The 20,141-nt window shown below is 67.2% G+C and carries 22 protein-coding genes, 1 tRNA gene and 1 pseudogene; 13 read left to right on the top strand and 11 right to left on the bottom strand.

Going from position 1 to position 20,141, the window contains the following annotated elements; translation table 11 throughout:
• Positions 1 to 276: pseudogene (locus tag SFU54_RS02760) on the top strand (IS481 family transposase); the annotation flags it as partial.
• 62 nt (positions 277 to 338) lie between these two features.
• On the opposite strand, the gene SFU54_RS02755 reads toward SFU54_RS02760, so the two are convergent.
• Both SFU54_RS02755 and SFU54_RS02750 read right to left on the bottom strand, forming a co-directional pair.
• A tRNA-Arg gene (locus tag SFU54_RS02755) sits at positions 339 to 410 on the bottom strand.
• A 30-nt stretch (positions 411 to 440) separates the two neighbouring features.
• Positions 441 to 971 carry a hypothetical protein gene (locus SFU54_RS02750; protein ID WP_319014787.1) on the bottom strand — a complete coding sequence of 177 codons (531 nt, stop codon included), beginning with the start codon at positions 969 to 971 and terminating at the stop codon, positions 441 to 443.
• 150 nt (positions 972 to 1,121) lie between these two features.
• On the opposite strand from SFU54_RS02750, the gene SFU54_RS02745 reads away from it, so the two are divergent.
• Genes SFU54_RS02745 through SFU54_RS02735 form a run of 3 tightly spaced genes read left to right on the top strand, consistent with a single transcriptional unit; the run spans position 1,122 to position 3,688 of the window.
• Positions 1,122 to 1,406: a helix-turn-helix transcriptional regulator gene (locus SFU54_RS02745; protein ID WP_319014786.1), complete on the top strand. Its 285-nt coding sequence runs from the start codon at positions 1,122 to 1,124 to the stop codon at positions 1,404 to 1,406.
• Entirely contained in the window at positions 1,403 to 2,689 is a 1,287-nt protein-coding gene (locus tag SFU54_RS02740; protein WP_319014785.1) for a type II toxin-antitoxin system HipA family toxin, read from the top strand. Before SFU54_RS02745 ends, SFU54_RS02740 begins: the two co-directional genes overlap by 4 nt.
• 45 nt (positions 2,690 to 2,734) lie before the next feature.
• Positions 2,735 to 3,688, top strand: coding sequence for an alpha/beta hydrolase (locus SFU54_RS02735; protein ID WP_319014784.1), 954 nt, complete (start codon positions 2,735 to 2,737; stop codon positions 3,686 to 3,688).
• A 25-nt stretch (positions 3,689 to 3,713) separates the two neighbouring features.
• On the opposite strand, the gene SFU54_RS02730 is transcribed toward SFU54_RS02735, so the two are convergent.
• The 4 genes from SFU54_RS02730 to SFU54_RS02715 all read right to left on the bottom strand — a co-directional run bounded on the left by SFU54_RS02730 (position 3,714) and on the right by SFU54_RS02715 (position 7,034).
• A complete protein-coding gene (locus SFU54_RS02730; RefSeq protein ID WP_319014783.1) occupies positions 3,714 to 4,352 on the bottom strand; it encodes a hypothetical protein in 639 nt (212 codons plus the stop codon).
• 270 nt (positions 4,353 to 4,622) lie between these two features.
• Positions 4,623 to 5,123, bottom strand: coding sequence for an HNH endonuclease (locus tag SFU54_RS02725; protein ID WP_319014782.1), 501 nt, complete (start codon positions 5,121 to 5,123; stop codon positions 4,623 to 4,625).
• 305 nt (positions 5,124 to 5,428) lie between these two features.
• On the bottom strand, positions 5,429 to 6,076 hold the full coding sequence (locus SFU54_RS02720) for a C40 family peptidase (RefSeq protein ID WP_319014781.1): 648 nt from the start codon (positions 6,074 to 6,076) through the stop codon (positions 5,429 to 5,431).
• A 268-nt stretch (positions 6,077 to 6,344) separates the two neighbouring features.
• Positions 6,345 to 7,034, bottom strand: a complete 690-nt coding sequence (locus tag SFU54_RS02715; RefSeq protein WP_319014780.1) for a metal-dependent transcriptional regulator — start codon at positions 7,032 to 7,034, stop codon at positions 6,345 to 6,347.
• A 129-nt stretch (positions 7,035 to 7,163) separates the two neighbouring features.
• On the opposite strand from SFU54_RS02715, the gene serC reads away from it, so the two are divergent.
• On the top strand, positions 7,164 to 8,279 hold the full coding sequence (gene serC, locus SFU54_RS02710) for a phosphoserine transaminase (protein ID WP_319014779.1): 1,116 nt from the start codon (positions 7,164 to 7,166) through the stop codon (positions 8,277 to 8,279).
• 73 nt (positions 8,280 to 8,352) lie between these two features.
• Complete coding sequence (locus tag SFU54_RS02705) at positions 8,353 to 8,592, top strand: DUF2530 domain-containing protein (RefSeq protein ID WP_319014778.1); 240 nt, start codon at positions 8,353 to 8,355, stop codon at positions 8,590 to 8,592.
• A 128-nt stretch (positions 8,593 to 8,720) separates the two neighbouring features.
• Here SFU54_RS02705 and SFU54_RS02700 read toward each other — a convergent pair whose 3' ends face one another.
• From SFU54_RS02700 to SFU54_RS02690, 3 genes are all read right to left on the bottom strand, one after another.
• Positions 8,721 to 9,671 carry a hypothetical protein gene (locus SFU54_RS02700; RefSeq protein ID WP_319014777.1) on the bottom strand — a complete coding sequence of 317 codons (951 nt, stop codon included), beginning with the start codon at positions 9,669 to 9,671 and terminating at the stop codon, positions 8,721 to 8,723.
• 264 nt (positions 9,672 to 9,935) lie between these two features.
• Positions 9,936 to 10,523: a DUF3027 domain-containing protein gene (locus SFU54_RS02695; RefSeq protein ID WP_319014776.1), complete on the bottom strand. Its 588-nt coding sequence runs from the start codon at positions 10,521 to 10,523 to the stop codon at positions 9,936 to 9,938.
• A gap of 6 nt (positions 10,524 to 10,529) precedes the next feature.
• A complete protein-coding gene (locus SFU54_RS02690) occupies positions 10,530 to 10,910 on the bottom strand; it encodes a cold shock domain-containing protein (RefSeq protein ID WP_319014775.1) in 381 nt (126 codons plus the stop codon).
• A gap of 116 nt (positions 10,911 to 11,026) precedes the next feature.
• Here SFU54_RS02690 and SFU54_RS02685 point away from each other — a divergent pair, with 116 nt between their 5' ends.
• From SFU54_RS02685 to SFU54_RS02675, 3 genes are all read left to right on the top strand, one after another.
• Entirely contained in the window at positions 11,027 to 11,299 is a 273-nt protein-coding gene (locus SFU54_RS02685; RefSeq protein ID WP_319014774.1) for a hypothetical protein, read from the top strand.
• 52 nt (positions 11,300 to 11,351) lie between these two features.
• A complete protein-coding gene (locus SFU54_RS02680) occupies positions 11,352 to 13,145 on the top strand; it encodes a helicase-associated domain-containing protein (RefSeq protein ID WP_319014773.1) in 1,794 nt (597 codons plus the stop codon).
• 128 nt (positions 13,146 to 13,273) lie between these two features.
• The gene (locus SFU54_RS02675) at positions 13,274 to 14,917 is read left to right on the top strand and encodes a DNA repair helicase XPB (RefSeq protein ID WP_319014772.1); all 1,644 of its coding nucleotides are present in this window, start codon (positions 13,274 to 13,276) and stop codon (positions 14,915 to 14,917) included.
• A 30-nt stretch (positions 14,918 to 14,947) separates the two neighbouring features.
• Here SFU54_RS02675 and SFU54_RS02670 read toward each other — a convergent pair whose 3' ends face one another.
• Positions 14,948 to 16,093 carry an LPXTG cell wall anchor domain-containing protein gene (locus SFU54_RS02670; protein ID WP_319014771.1) on the bottom strand — a complete coding sequence of 382 codons (1,146 nt, stop codon included), beginning with the start codon at positions 16,091 to 16,093 and terminating at the stop codon, positions 14,948 to 14,950.
• A 71-nt stretch (positions 16,094 to 16,164) separates the two neighbouring features.
• A complete protein-coding gene (locus tag SFU54_RS02665) occupies positions 16,165 to 16,863 on the bottom strand; it encodes an alpha/beta hydrolase (RefSeq protein WP_319014770.1) in 699 nt (232 codons plus the stop codon).
• An 85-nt stretch (positions 16,864 to 16,948) separates the two neighbouring features.
• Here SFU54_RS02665 and SFU54_RS02660 point away from each other — a divergent pair, with 85 nt between their 5' ends.
• From SFU54_RS02660 to SFU54_RS02645, 4 genes are read left to right on the top strand one after another with little or no spacing between them, the layout of a single operon-like run.
• Positions 16,949 to 17,641, top strand: a complete 693-nt coding sequence (locus SFU54_RS02660; protein WP_319014769.1) for a response regulator transcription factor — start codon at positions 16,949 to 16,951, stop codon at positions 17,639 to 17,641.
• 27 nt (positions 17,642 to 17,668) lie between these two features.
• Positions 17,669 to 19,414 (top strand): HAMP domain-containing sensor histidine kinase, encoded by a 1,746-nt coding sequence (locus tag SFU54_RS02655; protein WP_319014768.1) that lies wholly within the window; start codon positions 17,669 to 17,671, stop codon positions 19,412 to 19,414.
• 47 nt (positions 19,415 to 19,461) lie between these two features.
• A complete protein-coding gene (locus SFU54_RS02650; RefSeq protein ID WP_319014767.1) occupies positions 19,462 to 19,752 on the top strand; it encodes a WXG100 family type VII secretion target in 291 nt (96 codons plus the stop codon).
• Positions 19,753 to 19,777: 25 nt separating this feature from the next.
• Positions 19,778 to 20,110, top strand: a complete 333-nt coding sequence (locus SFU54_RS02645) for a DUF2470 domain-containing protein (RefSeq protein WP_319014766.1) — start codon at positions 19,778 to 19,780, stop codon at positions 20,108 to 20,110.
• The last annotated feature ends 31 nt before the right edge of the window (positions 20,111 to 20,141 follow it).

Genomic DNA, 20,141 nt, shown 5'->3' with positions numbered 1-20,141 from the left:
CCCGCCTTCGCCTACACGCTGATTCCGAAGGCCGCACCGATGCAGCCTGATGACCCGAACATTTGGCGGGTGCGCTACGACACCATCGATGCGCACGGCAAAGTCTCCCTGCGTTTCGCGAACCGAATGATGCACCTGGGCTACGGGCGAGGCTTGGCTCGCACGGCCGTGATCGTGCTCATCCACGGGCTCTATGCCATCACGATGACCCCCGACGGTGAGGTGCTCGCGGAGCATCAAATCGACCCGAACAAGGGCTATCAGGCCAAGACGTGAAAAACGGGCAAACCCTCCTGCTGGGGGTTCAGCTGTCCACGATGTCGTGAGACATCACACAGTGCCCCTGGAGGGACTCGAACCCCCAACCCTTTCCTTAGGACGGAACTGCTCTTCCATTGAGCTACAGAGGCGGTGCATCCAGTGTATTCGCCGGGTTGTGGCTAGGGGGCGCCGAGCGACGCGAGCAACTTCGCCGCGCGACCGCGCACCGACTTGTGGCGGCTGCTCGTCAAGACGCGCAACTCGGGCACGAGCCACGCGGCCAGCTCGGGGCGCTGCCGGGCGAAGTGGGCGAGCGAGTCGGCGGTGGTGTTCTGCACGATCCAGTCGTCGTAGTGCAGGTTCGCCTGCATGAGGGCGATGGCCGCGTCGCGCTGGGGCGGGGTCATGTAGTCGTCGAGCAGCACGAAGAGAATCGAGAGCGTCCACTTGGTCGAGGCCTGGTCAATCTGAGCGACCCAGCCGAGCAGGTCATCGAGGTGCGCGGCCACCCACTCGGGCCGCTGCTGCGCCACGCGCTTGACCGCGCTCGACACGCGCAAGCGCACCACGGCATCCTCGCTTCGGTAACACGCCACGAGCTCAGCGAGCAGCGCCCGATCGGCCAACACCTCGTCGACGACGCTCACGGTGTTGCCGAGCGAGTTCGGATGCCCTCCCGTCAACGGGCTCTCGAAACGGCTCACCGGCATGAGGTCAGGGTAGTCGCGCGCCGCCTCACCCGCCCAGGCCGGCGGTCGGCGGTGGTCCGTGACGGGAGCCAGAGCGATGGCTCGAAATAACCGGGTGAAAATACACGATTGACGCTACAATAACGGTCAAAGCGGAGAAAAGACACTGTTATGGATGAAATCGCGTTCGGCGCGCAGGTCAGGCGCGCCCGCCTGCTTGCCGACCTCAGCCAAGAGGAGGTGGCGACGGCCGCCAACATCGACGTCGCGACGCTTCGCAATCTCGAGACCGGCAAAGGGTCGACGCTCGCCACGCTTGTCAAGGTACTCCGCGCGCTCGGCCGCGACGACTGGCTCGGCACACTCGAACCTGTGCCGACGGTCAGCCCCATTCAGTTGGCCCGTGACGCTCGTGGCCTGAGCCAACCCCAGCGCGTATCCCGGAGGCGACCGTGACCTTCGAACACGTGGCGGTTCTGCGCGTCTTCGCGTGGGGTAAACCGGTCGGCGCTCTGGCGCCGGATGGGCGCGCCATCGTGTTCGAATACGAGCCCTCGTGGCGACGCACAGGTGTCGAGCTTGCCCCCGTAACCATGCCGCTGCGCCAGCGGGTCAGCACGTTCGTGTTTCCGGCGCTCAACCCCGAGACCTTTCACGGTCTGCCGCCGATGCTCGCTGATTCGGTGCCCGACCGATTCGGCAACGGCATCATCGACAACGTTCTTGCGCGAGAAGGGGTTCTTCCCGGAGACGTGACCGCCCTCGACCGGCTCGCCTACGTGGGGCGGCGCGGCATGGGCGCCCTCACCTTCGAGCCCGACACCGCACGCCACGACTCGCCCACCTCGATCGAGCTCAACCACCTCGTTGAGGCGGCCCGCGCTGCCCTGCGCGGCGACCTAAGTGCCGACGCTGTCGCCACCGACTCGCTCAACGAGCTCATCCAGGTGGGCACCTCTGCCGGCGGCGCGCGCGCAAAAGCGGTCATCGCCTACAACCCCTCGACGGACGAGTTGCGCGCGGGCGGCGTCGACGCGCCCGGCGGATTCGAGCAGTGGCTGCTGAAGTTCGACGGAGTCGGACCCGACCACCAGCTCGGCACCGCGCAGCACTATGGGCGAACCGAATACGCCTACTACCTGATGGCCACCGACGCCGGTATCACGATGAGCCCCTCACGGTTGCTCGAAGAAGGCGGCCGAGCGCACTTCATGACGCGCCGATTCAATCGCCCGGGCGCAAACGGCGCGAAGCTGCACCTGCAGTCGCTCTGCGCGATCTCTGCGCTCGACTTCAACGCTGTCGCCACGCACGACTACGCGAGCCTGTTCACGGCGGCCGAAAAACTCGCCATCGACGCGCGTGAAGAAATCTTTCGGCGAATGGTCTTCAACGTGCTCGCCTCGAACAACGACGATCACACGAAAAACCACGCGTTTCTCATGGCAGAAGACGGAACCTGGAGCCTGTCACCCGCCTACGACGTCACCTTCGCCTACAACCCGCAGTCAGAGTGGACCCAGCAACACCTCATGAGCGTCAACGGGCGCTTCAGCGGCATCACCGCGGCAGACCTTCACGCGGTCGGCGAACAGTTTCGCGTGCCCGGGTATCGGGGCATCATTCGTGACGTCGAAGACGCGATCACTCGCTGGCCGGTTCATGCCCGTGAGGCGGGGGTTCCCGGTGCGCGCATCGACGAGGTCTCCACGCGCCTCGCGGCGGTTGCCCTGAACTAGCGCCGAGCAGTTTCGCTCGCACACGCCGCAACCTAGAGTCGGGGCATGGTCAACGACGACTCCCCCGCCTTCCACCCCGACCTCACGCGCGCGCGGTTCATGCCGGGCACCTCGGCCACGCGGGGCAACCGCCGGCTGCTGCGCGCCCTGACCCGCATCGGTCGCGGGCGCGCGCCGAAGGGCGGTGAGCTTGTCACGCTCGGCGAGGGCGTCACCGTGCGCGTTCACCGACCTGCGGGCGCATCGGCGACGGATGCTGGCGAGCGTCGCCCGGGCATCCTCTACCTCCACGGCGGAGGCCTCATCATCGGCTCAGCCGTGCAAGGCGACCCACTGTGTCGGCGCCTCGCCGATGAGCTCGGAGCGGTCGCGGCGAGCGTCGACTACCGCAAGCCCCCCGAGCACCCCTACCCCGCGCCGCTCGACGACTGCTACGCCGCCCTGCAGTGGTTGGCCGCGCAGCCCGACGTCGACCCCGCGCGCATCGCCGTCATCGGCCTCAGTGCCGGCGGCGGGCTCGCCGCCTCGCTCGCTCTGCTCGCGCGCGACCGCGGTGAGTTCGCGCTTGCCGGGCAGGTGCTCGCGTATCCGATGCTGGATGACCGCACCGACGAATCCGCGGCCGCCCACCCGCGCATGCTGCGCCTGTGGAACGGCCCCAGCAATCGCCTGGGCTGGGGCATGTATCTCGGCGCGGGCACGGCGGGCCCCGGCGCAACCACTCTCGACGCCGCCAGCCTCGAGCACGCGGTGCCGGCACGCCGCGCTGACCTCACTGGCCTCGCCCCCGCCTGGATCGGCGTCGGAACCCTCGACCTCTTCCACAACGAAGACGTCGAGTATGCGCGCCGCCTCACCGAGGCGGGCGTGCCGACCGAACTGCACGTCATCGAGGGCGCGTACCACGGCTTCGACGCTTCCGAGCCGACGGCCGCGGTCGCGGTCGACTTCGTGCAGCGCCAGGTCGACGCCTTGCGCGGGATGCTCGCCGCGCGCTAATCGCGCGCCGAGCATCCCGGCCACGCTACTGAGCCGCGGCGACTCCGAGCTTCGCGCGAACCGCGTCGGCAAGCTGCTGCACCTGCGGCAACGGAACACCGTCGTACATGCCCGTGATGGGCGCGAGCACGATGGTCTGCTGCGCTCCGCCCCGCTGAACCGTGAGGGTCACGGCCGAACGCGTGATCGGCAGCGCACCCTGGGGGCGCAACTTCTCTTTGGCGGCCGTAACGCTCACAACATCAGCGGCGGGAATCGTCAAGAACGCTCCCGACTTCGGGTCGGAGAGCGACACGGAGGCCGAGGTGACGAGCACCACCGGGCGCGAGTAGCGCGTGATGCGCACCTCGGCGCTGGTGTCGCCCACGAGGGCGCGCAGAGCGGCAACGTCGTCGGGCAGGGGACGCGCCGGTGCCACGGTGAACGTGATGGGCGGCTCGGAGTCGGCCGTGGTCGAGGCCGGAGCATCCGCGTCGGTCGCCGACGGCGTGCCCGACTGCGCGAGAACGGCCTGAGTCGCTTTCTGGTTGCGCTTGCTGCTGATGCGCTGCATCACGGTCAAGGCGACACCAATCGCGACGGCGAGGACGATGTAGAAAATTGGGCTGGTCGGTTCGGATTCGGTCGAACTGGTCGACGCGAGCAGGGTCAGCGCGAGAGTCAAGGCGGGCTCCATAGGGCTGTGGGGGGCAGGCGGACACCCGACGACAGTGATGCGAGCGCGGCTCGGCTTATCGGGACGTGAGCGATGCTAGCAACGGACGCGAGGGCGTTCAGCGCGCTGAGGCAAATTCGGGGCCTCATGGTGGTTTCGTTGTGTGCCTCTGACGGCACGTGCCGCGAGAGGCACATTGCCGCTACAGAAAACCCCATGCCGCGAAGTCACGGTGAGTAACTCGGCGCCACGGGCAGACCCGCGCCGAGCATCCACCCCCTAGGCAGCAAGCGGCGCGAGGTACTCGTTCCAGTCAGCTTGCGGGCGCTCGATGCCGCGCACGAGCCACGCCGTGCCGTGCGGAGCCTTGGGCACGACGCGCAAAGTCCAGCGCATCTCGGCGGGTGTGCGATCGCTCTTGATGTTGTTGCACTTGAGGCAGCAAGCCACGAGGTTCTCCCACGTGTCGGCTCCCCCACGCGAGCGCGGCACGACATGGTCGATCGTCGTCGCGTTGCCGCCGCAGTAGGCGCAACGGTTGCCGTCGCGCCGCAGCACCCCGCGGCGCGTGAGCGGCACCTGACGTGTGTGGGGCACGCGCACATACCGGCGCAACACGATGACGCTCGGGCGATCCCAGCGGCCGTCAATTCCGAATACCGGATGCTCGCCATCCGATGCGAGCACCGTGGCTTTCTCGTTCATCACGAGCACGAGTGCTCGTCGAAACGACACGACGGCGAGGGGCTCATAGCCCGCGTTGAGAACGAGAGTGCGCATTCACGGCTCCTGTCGAACGGGCCCGCATGGCCTGCGGGCGTTCCTTCGGTTCGCGGTGACTCACGGAACGAGGCTGCGCTGCTGCCCTTACGGGCACAAAAAAAGCACTGTCGTCGAGACGACAGTGCTCAGTTCGGCCGGGCCGCGACAGGGCGCGATCCAGCGGGCGCGGGCGGCTATGCGAAAACGGGCGCGCGCATCCACGGTTTGGATGTCGCGTCGCTCACTCATGGCCGCTCCTCGGGTGCCCCGTGTGGCACCACTGCGCCCAGGCTAACCCAGAAAACGTGACAAACCGGTGAAGCTTAGATGCCAATCCGCACGATGTAGTACGAGTCGGTCCACAGCGGACGCACGCTAATCGACCTGCCCGGGTACGGAGCATCCAGAATCTGGCCGCCCCCCATGTAGAACCCACTGTGCGACATGTTGTTGAAGATGATGAGGTCGCCGGGTCGAGCGTCGGCCAACGAGATGGGTGTACCGGCGGCAGCCTGGCCACTCACGCTGTGCGGCAACGCCACGCCGAACTGCGCGTAGACGTATTGCACAAAGCCTGAGCAGTCGAAGCCCGCGGGGGTGTCTCCGCCATAGCGATACGGAACGCCCTGGTACGTCAGGGCGACCTGAACCACCTGGTCGAGGCTAAAGCTCGGGTAGGGCGGGTTGGCGAGAAAGTCGCTGACGCGCGGCCCGCTCCAGGCCGCAGCGCGTGCGGCGGCCTTGGCGGCGAGCTGAATGCGACGCATCTCGGCCGCGCTCGTCGCGGTGTACTGGCCACGCGAGGCGTCAGCGACAACATCACCGCCAGCCGCCAACGACAGAGCCTGCGACTCGGTTGCCTGCAATTGAGCAAGGGCCTCGGCACTCGCGTTGCTCCGGGCATTGGCTGCGGGGCTGATGCCCGCCCCCGGAAGAGCCAGAGTTGCGACGATAGCGGTAGCGACAGTCATCGAACTCAGATTGAGAACCGTGCGACGCCAAGAACGAACAGTGGTGGAGCTGTGATCCAAGAGAGAAACCTCCTGCGCTTCGCCACTCACATCGCGTGGCCCGTCCGCTTTCGTGTTGTCCACGGTCCGAAGCAGAAGACGGGCATGCGAAGCGTTCTGCGTCAGAGTTGCCGACCGGTTGGGTGTGGCCGGGCAACCTGGCGGGTGTACGTGAGGTTACGCGACGGTAACAAACCGACGCGCCCGAACCACATGTAGTGGTCTTTCCTCACTCTGCGACGTAAATGTGCTGTGCGATCTCGCTCGGCAGGTCAATTCCTTCAGCCTGGCCGACCACGCTGATGCTCACATAGCCGTTCGGTTCGGGGCGGATGCTCGCCTCCGCCCCCGGAACCACACCCGCCTCGCGCAACTGGTGCAGCAGATCGGGGTCGACCTGCACGGGCTCTGCCAGTCGGCGAATCGTGCCGAGGCGCACCCCGGCCGCGGCCGCGTGCGTCAGCGAGATCACGCCGTCGAGAAAGGCGTTGGCGGCCGAGCCGCCGAGGTGCTCAAGGCCGGGAATCGGGTTGCCGTAGGGCGACTCGGTGGGCTCGCCGAGCAACGCGACGATGCGCCGCTCAACCTGCTCGCTCATGACGTGCTCCCAGCGGCAGGCCTCGTCGTGCACGAAGGCCCAGTCGAGCCCGATTACGTCGGCGAGCAAGCGCTCGGCCAGTCGGTGCTTGCGCATAACCGACACGGCCTTCGCACGCCCGTCGTCGGTGAACTCGAGGTGCCGGTCGCCCTCCACGCGCACGAGCCCATCGCGCTCCATGCGGGAAATGGTCTGCGAGACGGTGGGGCCCGAGTGACCGAGCCGTTCGCTAATGCGCGCCCGCAAGGGCACGATCTGCTCTTCTTCGAGGTCGAGAATCGTGCGCAAATACATCTCGGTCGTGTCGACGAGATCGGCCATGGCGCATCCTCTCTCGATCGGCGGGTCAGGCTTGCCTATCCTAAGCCGCAGGGCTGAGGGGCCTGTGTGCGTCCGAGTGATCCCGGCGCATGCGCCGAGCGGCATGCGGCCCCTCGGTACCATGGAGCAATGGCCGACATCACGATTCCCGCCGAGCTTCTTCCCGCCGACGGGCGATTCGGATGCGGGCCCTCGAAGGTGCGCAGCGAACAGTTGGCCGATCTTGCGGCTGCGGCGAGCATCCTGGGCACCTCACACCGACAGGCGCCCGTGAAGCAGCTCGTCGGCCGTGTGCGCGCCGGAATCAGCGAACTCTTCCGACTGCCCGAGGGCTACGAGGTCGTGCTCGGCAACGGCGGCTCCACCGCGTTTTGGGATGTCGCGGCCGCGGGACTCATCTCCCGCCGCAGCGCCCACCTCGACTTCGGCGAGTTCGGCTCGAAGTTCGTGGCCTCGGCCTCGGCGCCGTGGCTCGAGACGCCGCACGTCGTGCAGACTCCCGGCGGCACGCGTGGCGCGCTCGAGCTGGTCGACGGTGTCGACGTCTACGCCTACCCCCACAACGAGACGTCGACGGGTGTCAGCGCGCCCGTGCAGCGGTTCGGCACGGCTCCGGATGCGCTCACCATCGTCGACGCCACGAGCGCCGCCGGCGGCATCGATTTCGACGTGGCCGAGACCGACGTCTACTACTTCGCGCCGCAAAAGAACTTCGCCGGCGACGGCGGGCTGTGGATCGCGCTCATGAGCCCCGCAGCCATCGACCGGGCCTACGCGATCGCCGCGACCGACCGCTCCATTCCGCCTTTTCTCTCGCTCACGGCGGCGATCGACAACTCGCGCCTCGACCAGACGCTCAACACGCCCGCGCTCGCGACGCTCGTGCTGCTCGACAGCCAGCTGCGGTGGATGAACGCGTCGGGCGGCCTCGCCTGGGCCGGAGCGCGCACCGCCGAGAGCTCGACGCACCTCTACGACTGGGCAACGACGCACGAGTTGGCGACGCCCTACGTGGCCGACCCGGCGCACCGCTCACAGGTTGTCGTCACGATCGACTTCGACGAGTCGGTCGACGCCGCACGCCTTGCCGCCGTGCTGCGCGCCAATGGCATCGTCGACACCGAGCCCTACCGCAAGCTCGGCCGCAACCAGTTGCGCATCGCGACCTTCGTTGCCGTCGAGCCCGACGACGTGCGCCAGCTCACGCGCAGCATCGACTTCGTGCTCGAGGCTCTCGCCGGCTGACCTGGTGGGCCGTGACAGGCGCCTCGGACATCCCGCCTCGCCCTCAGCCGCAGGCGCTGACAGACTGGGCCCTATGAGGCTCTACGTTCCGCACGACGAACGCCGCCCGCAGCCCGAACCGGCGGTCACCAATGACGGCCTGGCCTTCGCCGTCGGCATTGGCGCGTGGCTCATCGGCCTCGCTGTCGTGCTCGGGATGCTCGCCGCCCCCGTCTCGTTCGACCCCGCCCGCGTGCTCACGACGATCGCCGTCGGGCTCGCGCTCGGAATCACCGGGTTGCTCGTCACGCGCCTGCGGCGCCGCGCGCGCTAGCCGCGCGGCCCTCGCCCCGCGCCGCCCCGGCCCCGCGGCCCTCGCCCCGCGCTTGGTGCCGTTTTTCGCATCTGGTCGACGACTTTCACGGCCAAACACGAAAAACGGCACCACACGCGCGGCACGCGTCACCAACGCACGCCGATTCGCCTGAGAAGTGCGGCGAGCAGCGGAGCAGAGCCCGCCACCGTCCAGTTGCACCGGCCGAAGCCACGCAGTTGCGAGCGCACCTGGTCTTCGCGAATCTTCTCGTCGTACACAACCTGCTCGGCGCTGCGACCGTTACGAAAAGCCGGGTCGAAGTACTTCGCGCGGCCATCGAACTCAAGCCCCACATCACTCTCCGGAAAATAGAAGTCGAGGTCATACCGCGTGCCATCGGGCATGACGATCGGATGCTGGAGCACCGGTGCCAGAGCCCCCAGCGCCGCCAACGTCACGCGGACGAGTGACTCGCCCGGGCGGTTCGCCCGCCCGTCGATGAACTGCAGCATGCGTCGAGCACGTGCAAGGCCGCGGTGCTCGACACTCTCGTGCCAGACGTGCTCGAGCTGCGCGAGTGTGAGGCCGGGCATCCCGCCCGCATCGCGCGGATGCTGCGCGCGCCACAGCGCGGCATCGCCCACAGCAACGGCCTGGGCGAACGTTCCGACGCGGGCGACATCGATCACGGTTTCGGCGAGCGACGTCAGTGCAACCCCGTCGAGCTGAGTAGCCGGAGTGGCGAGAGCGCGGCGGTGCCGCACAAGGGTGCTCGTGCTCTTTCGGTGACTCGTCACGGGCGAGGTGACATGCACGCGCTCGGGCCACCGACCGATCAGCGGCAACCGCCAAAGCGCGGCCGCCGACCAGTGCGACACAATGTCATCTGGCGCGAGGCGCCCACTCGCGGCGAGCACACGAAGCCGATGCTGGGCGTCGTCATCGAGTGCATCCCACTCCTCGGCCACGACATGTCGACCCGGAGCAATGCGCACGAGCGAACCACTCGCCGCCTCCCGGTAGCCCCGGGCGCGGATGCCCGAGTCGGGCTCAGCGGCTAGCCGAACGATGAGGCGCCTGAGGTCGTCAGCATGCACCGCGCGACGTTCTCATGCGCTCGTCACGCCGCGCATCCATACGTTCGCACGTGTAGCCGCGCCTCAACGTGGGCCCGAGCGGGAGGAGTGGACGAGGTGCCGCGCTGCACGTGCAACGCCGCACGAGCCGCACGTGCAGCGCCGCACGAGCCGCGCCGCGCGTGCAGCGCCGCACGAGGGGCCGTTTTTCGCGCTTGGCCGAGAACTTTCACGACCAAGCGTGAAGAATCGCACCAAACGCTGAGGGCGGCGCTCTGCGTGCCGCTAGTGCGCCGCGGGTTCGTCGTCGAGGTGCAGGTCGATGTCGACGCCGTTGACGTCGTCGCCGTGCAAGTCGTGTTCGTCGGCGTGTCCGTCGAGGTGGTCGTCATCGTCATCGTCGTCGTCGTCGTCGAGGGCATCCGCCTCGTCGTCGGCGAGGTGCCCGCCGTCGATGTCGTCACCGTCGATGTCGTCACGGTCGATGTCGTCGCCGTCATCATCGAAATCGTCGTCGTCTTCGTCGTCGTGCTCGGCATCGACCGTTTGCTGCGCCAAATACTCTTCGAGTCGGTCGGCCCACGGCACCCAGTCGGGCGCCACGAGGGCGCCCTCGGCGGGCATGAGCTCGGTCTCGAGCACGCTCGGCTCGAGGCCCGGGTTCACGGCGATGGAGACGGTCCAGTACCAACCGGGGTAGCCACCCTGGGTCGTTGAGAAGCGCACGGTCGCGACATCGTCGGCCACGACGACATCCCGAAGCGCGCCGACGTTGGCGGGTCGGGTGATCTCGCCGAGAGCGTGTCGGGCGAGCGACTCGAGTTCGTCGTTGCTGGCGACCGCTGCGGCCGCCTTTTTGGGGGCGCGCGCCACGAGAGGTTAACCCTCCAGGTCGTCGGCGACGCGGCGAAGCACGGCGGCGATCTTCTTGCCGTGCTCACTGTCGGGGTAGCGGCCGCGCTTGAGGTTCGAGCCGATGCCGTCGAGCAGCTTGACGAGGTCTTCGATGATGATCGACATGTCGTCTGCCGACTTGCGGTTGGCGCGCGCGAGCGAGGGTTTCGCATCCAAAATGCGCACCGAGAGCGCTTGTGCACCACGCTTGCCATCGGCGATACCGAACTCGAGCTTGGTGCCCGCTTTCACCACGGCGCCGTCAGGAAGCGCGGAGGCGTGCAAGAAGACTTCGTCGCCCTCATCGCTTGCGATGAAGCCGAAGCCTTTCTCTTGGTCGTAAAACTTGACCTTGCCGGTGGGCATGCGCGCACTCCTCGATAGATGTTCCAGCCTCTGAGGATACCTGGGAACAGCGCATCCGACCCTGCCCCTGTGGCAAGAGGTAGGGCAGGGTCGGCGATCACGCCTATTCTTGTTGCATGCCCGAAGAGTCGTTCGTCATGAACAGCCGTGTTGAGCGTTCGCTCGCGTACATGGTGGCAGCCATCATTCTGCTCAGCATCGGCAGTCTCTTCGCCGTGCTCGTGGGCGTGAACTCGGGTCTCTCGGGCGATGACTTCACGCAGGGCGTGTGGCCGACCGTGGTGATTTTGCCGCTCATTGGCTTGCCGATCGGCTTTGTGCTCATCATCGTGTTGCTCGTCGTCAGCGCTGTGCGCCGGGGGCGGGCCGCGACGGATGCCAGCCACTAGCGCAGCTTCGCTCGCCCTCGCGGCGCGGCTTCGCGACCTCGACGATGCCATCGTGGCGCGTGTCATCCGCGAGCGTGCAATCTCTCCCACGTCGTTGCGCGATGTCTTCGACTTGGCCGAGGCACTGCTCGACCCCTCCGCGCTCGCACTAGCGCTGTCTGGCCTGACGCGACGCGCGCTCGCGGCTCTCGCGACGGCCGCCGAGTCAGACGCCGGCGCGACGCCCGCTGAGCTCGCGGCTCGCCTCAATCGTTCAGCCGATGACGTTCTGCATGACCTCGATGCGGCGATGGATGCTCTGCTCTGCGATCGCACGGCCACCCACATCATCGTGTGGCCCGCCGTCGCCGCCGAGCTCGCGGCCTGGCCCGCGCGCGGCCTTCCGAGTGCCGACGCCCTGCGCACCGACGCGGCTCCGCCGACGCTCACCGCTGTGGACGACGTCGACCGGCGCTTCCTCGACCGCGGCGCGGCCGAACGAGCGTTCACGACGACGACGGCCGTGACCGAAGTCGTGCTCGCGCTCGGCGAGACGCCGGGTCGACTGCTCGCGCGCGGCGGTCTGTCGTTGCCCGACGCCAAGCGGCTCGCTGCCGCGGCAGGGTGCTCGCTCGACGACGTGCCCACGCTCACCGACCTCGCCGCTCTCGCCGGACTGATCGACGACGATGCGGGCTCGACTCGCTCAACCGAACTGGGCGATGCCTGGCGCCGCCGCACTCTCGCCGAGCGCTGGAGCACGCTCGCCGACGCCTGGCGTTCGGCACTGCCGACCGAACTCGTGAGCCTGCTGGCCGAGCGGGCAGATTCGCGCTGGGGGTCAGGGCTCGCCGACTTTGTCCAGTGGCTCTACCCCGCGGGTGGCGAGCCGCTGCTCGCGCGCCTCACCCGCCGCGGTCTGCAGGCCGATCGGTTGGGTATCGCGGTCGACGGGCGGCCGAGCTCGTTTGGCCGCGCGCTGGTCGTGAGCGACGCATCCGCCGCCGCTGGCGTGCTCACCCCGCTCGTGCCAGCCGAGGTCTCCCAGGTCTACGTGCAGCACGACCTCACGATTGTGTCGCCCGGCCCCCTGGCGGGCGCGATCGATGAACGGTTGCGTCGAGTTGCTGAGGTCGAGAGCGCGGGCCTCGCGGGGCGCTATCGCATCACGGCCGAGAGCGTGACCCGTGCCATTGCCATGGGCGAGACCGCGGCCGACCTCACCGAGTTTCTCGCGAGCATTTCGCTCACGGGGGTTCCACAGCCGTTGAGCTATCTCATCGCCGAGACAGCGCGTCGGTATGGCGCCGTGCGCGTCGGGACGCTGACCCATGATGACGCGGCCGAGTTCGCCGCGCGCACCTCGGTGCGCAGCGATGACCCCCAGCTGATCGAGGCGATCCTCGTCGACGCGGCCACAGCGCCTCTCGCCTTGCGGCGCGTTGCACCGAATCGGGCGGTGAGTCGCTTCGACCCCGCTGTGGTTCTGTGGACCCTCATCGACGCGCGGTACCCCGCCGCCGCCGATGAGGGCACGGTGACGCCCGAGCGGCCCGGGCGCCCGCGCAGTCGCCCGGCGCCCGTCGTTGTCGACGACTCGGTGGCCGCGGCAGTCGCGCGCATCCGCAGTGGGTCGACGGTGGGCATCGACGGCGACTCGGCGTGGGTGGCGCGGCAGTGGGAACTCGCGCTGCGCGGCAAGCTCTCGTTGCGCGCCACCGTGCAGTTGCCCGACGGCAGCCAGCGCTCATTCGACCTCGAGCCCACGGGCATTGCCGCCGGGCGTGTGCGCGGGCGCGACAAGGCGGCCGACATCGAGCGCACGCTGCCGGTCGCGAGCATCACCGCGCTCGAACCGCTCGAATAGATCCGTGTGCTGCGTGTTCGTCACTAAAGACGTGCGCACGTAGGTGCCGGCTCGATCCGTCACGCGGCCACCCTCTGCCTGAGGTGCGAACAAGGGCCGCTCAGCCGCACCGCCTAGACTGGCCCGTTATGAATCCCGACGGGCCCCTCATCGTTCAGAGCGACCGCACCGTGCTGCTCGAGGTGGCCAATCCGCGCGCCAACGAGGCCCGCCACGCTCTCGCGGTGTTCGCTGAACTCGAGCGCGCCCCCGAACACGTGCACACCTACCGCATCACGCGCCTCGGCTTGTGGAACGCCCGCGCCGCCGGCCACGAAGCCGACGAGATGCTCGCCGTGCTCGAGAACTACGCCAAGTTTCCGGTGCCGCAATCGGTGTCGATCGACATCACCGAAACGGTGGGCCGCTACGGCCGCTTGATCATCGTGCGCAACGAAGAAGGCACGCTCGTGCTGCGGTCGACGGATGCTGCGGTGCTCACCGAGATCGCCGCCAACAAGAAGGTGGCCCCGCTGCTCACCCGGCGCATCGATCACTCGGCCTTCGAGTTGGCCCCCTGGGCACGGGGCCAGGTCAAGCAAGAGCTCGTGAAGATCGGCTGGCCCGCGGAGGACCTCGCGGGCTACACGCCCGGCACACCGCACACGATCGATCTCGATCTCGCTGAGTGGGGGTTGCGGCCTTACCAGCAGCAAGCGATCGACCAGTTCTTCGAGGGCGGTTCGGGCGTTGTCGTGCTGCCGTGTGGGGCGGGCAAGACGCTCGTCGGCGCAGGCGCCATGGCGCAGGCCGACACGACGACGCTCATTCTCGTGACCAACACGGTCTCTGCCCGGCAGTGGCGAGCCGAGTTGCTCGCGCGCACGAGCCTGACCGAAGACGAGATCGGCGAGTACTCGGGCCAGGTGAAAGAAATCAAGCCCGTCACGATCGCGACCTACCAAATTCTCACCGCCAAGCGAAAAGGCGAATACGCGCACCTCGCGTTGCTCGACGCTCTCGACTGGGGCCTCATCGTCTATGACGAGGTGCACTTGCTGCCCGCACCCGTGTTCAAGCTCACGGCCGAGCTGCAGGCGCGCCGCCGCCTCGGACTCACGGCCACGCTCGTGCGTGAAGACGGCCGCGAGAGCGACGTGTTCAGCCTCATCGGCCCGAAGCGTTTCGACGCCCCGTGGAAAGAGATCGAAGAGCAGGGCTACATCTCCCCCGCGAGTTGCTTCGAAGTGCGCATCGACCTGCCCCCGACCGAGCGGCTCGAATATGCGGCGAGCGCCGATGACCAGCGCTACCGACTCGCGGCGACGGCACCGGCCAAGCTCGGGGTCGTGCAGCGCCTGGTGAAGCAGCACGACGGCGAGCGCATCCTGATCATCGGGCAGTACCTCGACCAGATCGACGAGCTCAGCGAGGCCCTCGGTGTGCCCCAGCTGACGGGGGCGACGCCCGTCGACGAGCGCGAACGACTGTTTCAGGAGTTTCGGGATGGCCGCACCCCGGTACTCGTCGTCTCGAAGGTCGCCAACTTCTCGGTGGACTTGCCCGAAGCCACGGTGGCCATTCAGGTGTCGGGTTCGTTCGGTTCACGCCAAGAAGAAGCGCAGCGACTCGGGCGCCTGCTGCGGCCCAAGCAGAGCGGAATTCCCGCGAGCTTCTACACACTTGTCGCTCGCGACACCGTCGATCAAGATTTCGCGCAGAACCGCCAGCGATTCTTGGCCGAGCAGGGCTACAGCTACACGATCCTCGACGCCGTCCAGATCACAGCGTAAGGCGCGCCGCTCGGCCACAGCCGGGCGGCTCTAGCGAGTGGTCACGCGGCGTCGCAGGCCCACGAGCAGGGCACCTGCGGCGAGGAGCAGCAACGCTCCGCCCAACGCCGGCGCCACGTCGGTCGCGACGCCCGTCGCTGCGAGCTGCGGCCCTGCCACGGTGAACGGGAACGCCGCGATCGCAGAGTCAACGCCGTTGAACGACGACACCACGGTGATGACGTGGTTTCCCGGCGCAAGATTGCTGGGAATCACGACATCGAGAACGAAACCGAATCCGGGTCCGGGTGCAGCCGCCGGCGAACCGGCAACGGGCACGCCGTCGAGCAACACCGCGTACTCAGACACCACCGCAGGTTGGATCGCGTTAGCGGTGATCGTCACCGTTGTGCCCGGAGCCGGGGTTCGATTTACCTCGATCGTTCCGGTGATCGGGATCACTCCGCCACCGTTGCCGTTGCCGGTACCGGTGCCGTCGCGGAGCGCGACACCGCCCGAGCACGAAATCGACGAGGCCGACGACGCCTGACCCGACCAGATCGTGTATCGCCCGGTTGCTCCCGCTGCCAGGGTTCCGGTGATGGGGGTCACGGTCGAACCCGAGGGTGTGAAATACAACTCGCCTTGCATCGAGTCGAACGTGACGGTCGCATTCGAGTTATTCGTGATGACGCACCGCACGGCGGTCGCCCCCCGAAGAGGCACGCTTGTTGACGAGCCATCAACCCACGCACCCGCGGCATCTTGCCACTCGACGCTGATGCTCGGCGCAGTGTTGGTGACGGCGAAAACGGTTCCTGCGTAGTCGACCGTGGATGGTCCACCGGTAAATCGCACCGTGACCGGAGTTGAACCCGCGGCAAAGAGACCCCCGCTGGACATCGAGCACGAGGTGCTCGCTGACGTGATGGTGCAGTTCGTGAGCTCGGTGGCGCCCTGACGCAGCGACACGGTGACATCGAATGCGAGCGGTGAGCCCAAGAGCGCGACGATCGTTCCGCCCGATAAGGGAACATACGCTGTAGAACCGAGCACATCGTCTGATGTGAGCGGCGTGAACACGCGGATGGTCGTACCGTACAGACTTTCTGTCGCCGCCTGAGCAGGCGCGGCAACCACAACCGTGGCGCCCAAACTAACGGCAGCAGCAAGGGCGAGAGACACAAAACGACGCATGAAGTCAGTCTATGGTGATGTCTTCTCAGACGCGACTACCCGTCAGTCTTTTCTGCTGACAGTCGTGCTGCTCACCGGTCAACAGCGTCGTGGATGCTGCGCGTCAACTCGGCCGGCCGCGTGAACTGCGGCCAGTGGCCGGTGGGTAGTTCGACGAGCTCGAGGTGCTGCATGCCGGCCACTTCTGCCGCCCAGTCGCGCTCGTTGCCGATCGCTTGGTGCACGAGGGCTGCCGGAAACTGGCACGCAATGATCGTGACCGGCACGGCGAAGCGCGCCTCGTTGTTGAGCCGCGTGGGCTCGTGCGCGACGCCCTTCGGCTCTGGCACGGCGATAGCGCGAAAGTGCGCGCGCAGCTCGTCGTCGAGATCGATGAGGTCTTCAGGTTCGAACACGCTCCAGTCGGGGAGCGGCACGGCGTCGCCCTCAACGGGCAACTCGTCGTTGATGACGCTGCCGGTGGGCATCGGAATCGCGTCAACAAACACAACGCGCGCGATGCGCTCGGGCCGAGCGTCGGCGACGGCCCACGCGATGGTTCCGCCGCCAGAGTGCCCGACGAGCACCACGGGGCCCTGCAGCGCGTCGACGACCTCGAGCACCGCATCCACGTGCGTGCGCAGCCCAATGCCGGCGAGATCGGTGTCGCCCCGGCGCTTGCCGGGCAGGGTCACCGCCGTGACCGAATGACCCGCCGCCTCGAGGTCGGCCGCAATGCCGCCCCACGACGCGCCATCGAGCCAGAAGCCCGGAATGAGAAGAATCTGCATAGCCGAACGCTAGCGCGGTGCACCGATACGGCGACAGGCCGATGGCATTCAGGAAACATTCACTAAAAGCCCAGATACTGAGGCCATGGCTGACGGACCCAAGATTCTCATCGTTGACGATGAACCGAACATTCGCGACCTGCTCACCACGAGCCTTCGCTTCGCCGGCTTTGCCGTGCGTGCGGTCGGCAACGGGGCGCAGGCCATTTCGGCCGTGCTGGAAGAAGAGCCCGACCTCATCATTCTTGACGTCATGCTGCCCGACATCAACGGCTTCGGCGTGACCAAGCGGCTTCGCTCGAGCGGGTACACGAGCCCCATCCTCTTCCTCACCGCGAAAGACGACACCGACGACAAGATCATGGGCCTGACCGTCGGCGGTGACGACTACGTCACCAAGCCGTTCAGCCTCGATGAGATCGTCGCGCGCATCAAGGCGATTTTGCGCCGCACGATGCAAGAAGAAGACGACTCGGTCATTCGCACGGGTGACCTCACGATGGACCAAGACACGCACGAAGTCACGATTGGCAACGAGGTCATCGAACTCAGCCCCACCGAGTTCAAGCTGCTTCGATACCTCATGCTGAACCCCAACCGCGTGCTCTCGAAGGCGCAGATTCTCGACCACGTCTGGGAATACGACTTCAACGGCGACGCCGGCATCGTCGAGAGTTACATTTCGTACCTGCGCCGCAAGCTCGACCCGCACACCGACGAGCCGATCATTCAGACGAAGCGCGGCTTCGGCTACATGCTCAAAGCCGCGAAGGCCTAGCGGGGTTTCGCGAGAACGGCGACTCCCATGCACGAGCAGGTGACGCAGTGGTGGGAGTCGATCTCGCTACGGTCAAAGATCACCGGCGTCACCGTCTTCGTGGTGACGCTCGGTCTGCTCGTCGTCGGCATTGGCACCCTCACGGTTCTGCAGCGCACCCTCATTGACGAGGTTGATCGGCAGATTCGGCAGGCGGCCGATGAATTGCCTCAGTCGCCCGACAGTTTCAACCTCGACGACTTTGACTCGTTTAGCGACCTCACACCGTCGATCTTCTCGAACCCGTTCTACTTCGGAGCCGTGGACGCTGACGGCGTGATCATCGACGACAACGTGAGCGACGGCAGCCGGGCACAAGCCCCCGATGTTGCACGCCTGACCAGCGAGGTCGTGAGCACGCTCGACGGCGGTCTCACCGTGACCAGCACCGACCGCACGACGCAGTGGCGCATCATCACCTTCCCGCTCACGGTCACCAATGCCGATACCGGAGAGTCGTCGAGCGCCACCCTTTTGATCGGGGCCGACCTGGGTGACGCCAACGCCATCATCGGCTCGTTCGCCTCAGTGTTCTTGGGCTTCGGCCTCGTCGTGGTCATCTTGAGCGCCGCCATCACGCGCATGCTCGTGACGTCGACTTTTCGTCCTTTGCGCGACGTCGAAGCAACGGCCGCCCGCTTCGCGAGCGGTGACTTTAGCCAGCGCCTCGGTGGCGCGACTCCCAACACCGAAGTGGGGCGTCTCAACCGTTCGCTCAACACCATGCTCAGTCGTATCGACCGCGCTTTTGCCGACCGCGCGGCGACCATCTCGCAAATGCGCCGATTCGTGGGTGACGCGAGCCACGAACTTCGCACGCCGCTCGTCTCGGTTCGAGGCTATGCCGAGCTCTATCGCATGGGCGCGCTGAGCTCGCCCGACGACGTCGCACAAGCCATGCAACGCATCGAAAAAGAAGCCATTCGCATGGGAGCCCTCGTGAGCGACCTGCTCGAGCTCGCGCGCCTCGATGAGTCGCGTCCGCTCGAACTCGCTCGCGTCGACCTTGTGCCTCTCGCTCGCGATGCGGCCCTTGACGCCATGGCGAGCGCCCCCGACCGCGAGGTGACGGTCGTCCTGGCCGACGCCGCAGCGTCGTCGACGGCAGCGTCGTCCGATGCGGCGGCGACGGATGCTGGGCTCACGCACTCGGTGCCGGTCAGCACCCCCGAACCCACCGGTGGGCTCGCGAGCTCGGCTTTCGCGCGGCTGCGCGGCCGGCGCACGCGGCGCACGGCGGCGAGCATCCCGAACGCGATTCGTGAAGCCGAACCCGAGCTCGCCGTCGACGCCATCGTGCTCGGCGAAGAAAACAAGATTCGCCAGGTCATCACCAACCTCGTCGGCAATGCCGTGCGGTTCTCGCCCGATGGCTCACCCATCGAACTCGTCGTGGGGGTTGACGGCGCTCGCGGCACCGCGACGATCGGGGTCGTTGACCACGGAGACGGCATTCCGCCCCAGCTCAAAGAGCGCATTTTCGAGCGCTTCTTTCGGGCCGATTCGTCTCGCGCGCGCGACACGGGCGGCTCGGGCCTCGGCCTCGCGATCGTCGCCTCGATCGTCGCTCTGCACGGCGGCTCGGTTGCCGTGCTCGACACCCCGGGTGGCGGAGCGACGTTCCAGGTCTCGTTGCCTCTCGCGTCGGCCTCTCCCCTCCTCCCCACGTCTGCGACGGCGACGGATGCTGCGCTCGAGCAGCCCGCAGACTCCGACGCACCGGCCGAGGCCTAGCCTGCCGACGACGCCGGGCGACCGCCCCGGCGCGGAGGGAGAGCACCATGACGCGCTACCAGGTCGACAGCGAGGCGGTCATCGCCGCCACGGGCGCCACCCGCGGATCAATCGGCCGGTTGCAAGCCGAAGCGGCAGCCTTGCACGGCAATCTCGCGGGGCTGCAGAACACATGGAGCGGCTCCGCCGCCACCGCATTTCACGGTCTTGTGAGCGAGTGGATGGCCGCCTACCAGCGCGTTGAGCAGACGCTCACGGCCATCAACGAGGCGCTCGCGCACGCCGGCCAGGGCTATGCCGAGGTCGAACAGCAAGCGGCACGCATGTTCATGCGCTAGCCATGCTCGCGTTTAGGGTGGGGGCGTGACGACCGATTCGACAGACGCCCCCTCCCCCGCAGTGTTCAGCAACGACATCGTGGCCGCCGTGCTGCATCACATGAACGATGACCACGCCGCCGACAATCTGCTCATCGCGCGAGCGTTCGGCGACTCTCACGCCGATGCAGCCCACATGGTGCACGTCGACGGGCTCGCGGGGCATTGGGTCTACACCGCGGGCGATTCCCCCGAGCAAGCGTTGCGCGTCGAGTGGTCGCAGCCGATTAGCGAGCGTGCGGAGATTCGACGCGAGATCGTCGCGCTCTACGACCGCGCGTGCGCCGCCCTCGGGGTCGAGCCGCGGCCGCACGACTAAGAGTGCTCGGACAACGTCACCGCGAGTGTCG

Origin of the sequence: Microcella sp. (genome assembly GCF_033763155.1) — a bacterium.
Lineage (GTDB): Bacteria > Actinomycetota > Actinomycetes > Actinomycetales > Microbacteriaceae > Microcella.
This window is presented reverse-complemented; position numbering and strand designations above follow the sequence as displayed.

Coding starts and splice junctions, on each gene's coding strand:
- SFU54_RS02655 (WP_319014768.1), top strand. CDS start 17,669: ATGCACGAGCAGGTGACGCAGTGGTGGGAGTCGATCTCGCTACGGTCA.
- SFU54_RS02670 (WP_319014771.1), bottom strand. CDS start 16,093: ATGCGTCGTTTTGTGTCTCTCGCCCTTGCTGCTGCCGTTAGTTTGGGC.
- SFU54_RS02675 (WP_319014772.1), top strand. CDS start 13,274: ATGAATCCCGACGGGCCCCTCATCGTTCAGAGCGACCGCACCGTGCTG.
- SFU54_RS02705 (WP_319014778.1), top strand. CDS start 8,353: ATGAGGCTCTACGTTCCGCACGACGAACGCCGCCCGCAGCCCGAACCG.
- SFU54_RS02745 (WP_319014786.1), top strand. CDS start 1,122: ATGGATGAAATCGCGTTCGGCGCGCAGGTCAGGCGCGCCCGCCTGCTT.
- SFU54_RS02665 (WP_319014770.1), bottom strand. CDS start 16,863: ATGCAGATTCTTCTCATTCCGGGCTTCTGGCTCGATGGCGCGTCGTGG.
- SFU54_RS02750 (WP_319014787.1), bottom strand. CDS start 971: ATGCCGGTGAGCCGTTTCGAGAGCCCGTTGACGGGAGGGCATCCGAAC.
- SFU54_RS02650 (WP_319014767.1), top strand. CDS start 19,462: ATGACGCGCTACCAGGTCGACAGCGAGGCGGTCATCGCCGCCACGGGC.
- SFU54_RS02660 (WP_319014769.1), top strand. CDS start 16,949: ATGGCTGACGGACCCAAGATTCTCATCGTTGACGATGAACCGAACATT.
- SFU54_RS02735 (WP_319014784.1), top strand. CDS start 2,735: ATGGTCAACGACGACTCCCCCGCCTTCCACCCCGACCTCACGCGCGCG.
- serC (WP_319014779.1), top strand. CDS start 7,164: ATGGCCGACATCACGATTCCCGCCGAGCTTCTTCCCGCCGACGGGCGA.
- SFU54_RS02725 (WP_319014782.1), bottom strand. CDS start 5,123: ATGCGCACTCTCGTTCTCAACGCGGGCTATGAGCCCCTCGCCGTCGTG.
- SFU54_RS02685 (WP_319014774.1), top strand. CDS start 11,027: ATGCCCGAAGAGTCGTTCGTCATGAACAGCCGTGTTGAGCGTTCGCTC.
- SFU54_RS02690 (WP_319014775.1), bottom strand. CDS start 10,910: ATGCCCACCGGCAAGGTCAAGTTTTACGACCAAGAGAAAGGCTTCGGC.
- SFU54_RS02715 (WP_319014780.1), bottom strand. CDS start 7,034: ATGGCCGATCTCGTCGACACGACCGAGATGTATTTGCGCACGATTCTC.
- SFU54_RS02720 (WP_319014781.1), bottom strand. CDS start 6,076: ATGACTGTCGCTACCGCTATCGTCGCAACTCTGGCTCTTCCGGGGGCG.